Origin of the sequence: Marinimicrobium sp. ARAG 43.8 (genome assembly GCF_050113635.1) — a bacterium.
Classification (GTDB): domain Bacteria; phylum Pseudomonadota; class Gammaproteobacteria; order Pseudomonadales; family Cellvibrionaceae; genus Marinimicrobium.
The window spans coordinates 1-1,650 of record NZ_JBNJLT010000022.1; the positions used below are offsets into that span (position 1 = coordinate 1).

Here is a 1,650-nt window from a genome sequence, read left to right on the forward strand (position 1 = left end):
GCATGGCGGCAAAAAGCGCCACTTCTATGTAGCTGAGCACTACAAGCGGCTTCCCTACAGGCACATTCTTATCAAAGTGTTTGAACCGCTTCCAATTGGCTGCTTTTGGGCAGGTTATCAGCATGATGTACCCTGCCGTTTTTAGGAAGGAAAAAGGCCAGATAACGTACAACAGCAACTCGTTCTCCTGAAAATATGGCCGCTTAAACAGAAGCGGGTCAAGCCGTTTTATCAGCGTGTTATGGAGCACTATCCCAATTATTATAGCCACTGGGATCGCTGGAAACGTTAGAAGCACGGCATAAAGCCCAATGGTACTGATCGACAATGCCCCCACCCTGTCAGCCTTTAATGGTTTACTGCGAAAATCCGTTCTGAAAAATTAGCTAAGAAGCACAGACAGCAAACCCGTGGTCATCATAACAATTGCGATCAACATCACCATAAAAAGAAGCACCAACTCAATGTAGCAAAGCACTATCAACGACTTTCCAACTGGAAGTGTTCCGCTAAAGCCTTTAAAGCGCTTCCATTTCGCCATCTTGGGGGAAGTTACCAACAGAATATATCCCACTGTTTTTAATATTGTCAGAGGCCATACCACGTAGGTATTCAACTCCTTTTTATGGAAGTATGGCTCTTTGAACAAAATCGGGTCCAGCCGACTTATTAAAGTATTATGAAGCACTATCCCAAAGATAACCGACAATAGAACCAGCGGAATCGCAGGGATTACAGAGTAAACACCAATCGTATTGATTACATCAAGTGTGCTTTGCATCGTATTCTGACTTCCAAATTTTTAAAGTCGCATTGACAGGCCAGGAGCGACCAGTTTTCCAGACTTCGCTTTCTCTTTATTAGAGCACAACGCACTCACTCCAATCGCTCCAGAAAGGTCGACCGGGTTCCCCAGCGAGTCGTACATATGGCGCGCCGCTCGTCCTGAAGCATAGCTGACGGCGGCGACACCTGTTGCGATCACCAATGAGGCTACCCAACCTACTGGGGTAGATGCGATCGCAACCGCAATTGAAATTCCGGTTGTGGCACCCAGCCCTACAGCTGCAGAGGTAACCGTTTCGACAAAGACACCACTTTTTTCCTTGTCAGATTCAGCCTCTGCAATCTGGTCGCACGCTATTTTCAGAGAAACCGCAGCGAGAATAACACCGCCTGCCGAAGCAAGTTTGGAGGCATTGGCCAGCTTTCTCGCTTGCTGATTCAAAGGAAAGACGGGCTTCGTCCCCGCCTCTCGACTAATCCGAAGCACCTCAGACAGATCGGACGTTCCATTGAGCAACCATTGGGTAGGACCGAGCTTTTGACTCAGCTGAGTGAGCAACTTACGACGACGATAATCGTACTGACCTTTGGTGAGATCACCGCCTTTATAGCTCTCGTAGTTCTCTACCATTTCCCGTAAAAGCCCTTGGGAGCGGCGCAATACGGCTGTGATACTTCCGGCTTCAACAGTTGGTAGCGTAGATGGTACTGGCATTCTTAGCCGTAAGCGGACGTTGAAAGATCGCCTCAGCCAATCAACCACAACACTAAAGCGGCGACCATTAACAGAACCAATGACAACAGCATGGCGGCAAAAAGCGCCACTTCTATGTAGCTGAGCACTACAAGCGGCTTCCCTACAGG

3 protein-coding genes are annotated in these 1,650 nt (G+C 48.2%); all 3 read right to left on the minus strand.

All coding sequences use genetic code 11. The annotated features are described in order from the left end of the window. A partial coding sequence (locus ACQCLF_RS15900) for a hypothetical protein (protein WP_426989054.1) occupies window positions 1-328 on the minus strand: 328 nt, incomplete at its 3' end. Between the two features lie 54 nt (window positions 329-382). Further along, window positions 383-781 carry a hypothetical protein gene (locus tag ACQCLF_RS15905; RefSeq protein WP_426989056.1) on the minus strand — a complete coding sequence of 133 codons (399 nt, stop codon included), beginning with the start codon at window positions 779-781 and terminating at the stop codon, window positions 383-385. Window positions 782-802: 21 nt separating this feature from the next. Next, window positions 803-1,417 (minus strand): hypothetical protein, encoded by a 615-nt coding sequence (locus tag ACQCLF_RS15910; protein ID WP_426989058.1) that lies wholly within the window; start codon window positions 1,415-1,417, stop codon window positions 803-805. Window positions 1,418-1,650: the final 233 nt, after the last annotated feature.

Bases quoted from the DNA above. Each gene is read 5' to 3' on its own strand.
- ACQCLF_RS15910 (WP_426989058.1), bottom strand. From the start codon at position 1,417: ATGGTAGAGAACTACGAGAGCTATAAAGGCGGTGATCTCACCAAAGGT.
- ACQCLF_RS15905 (WP_426989056.1), bottom strand. From the start codon at position 781: ATGCAAAGCACACTTGATGTAATCAATACGATTGGTGTTTACTCTGTA.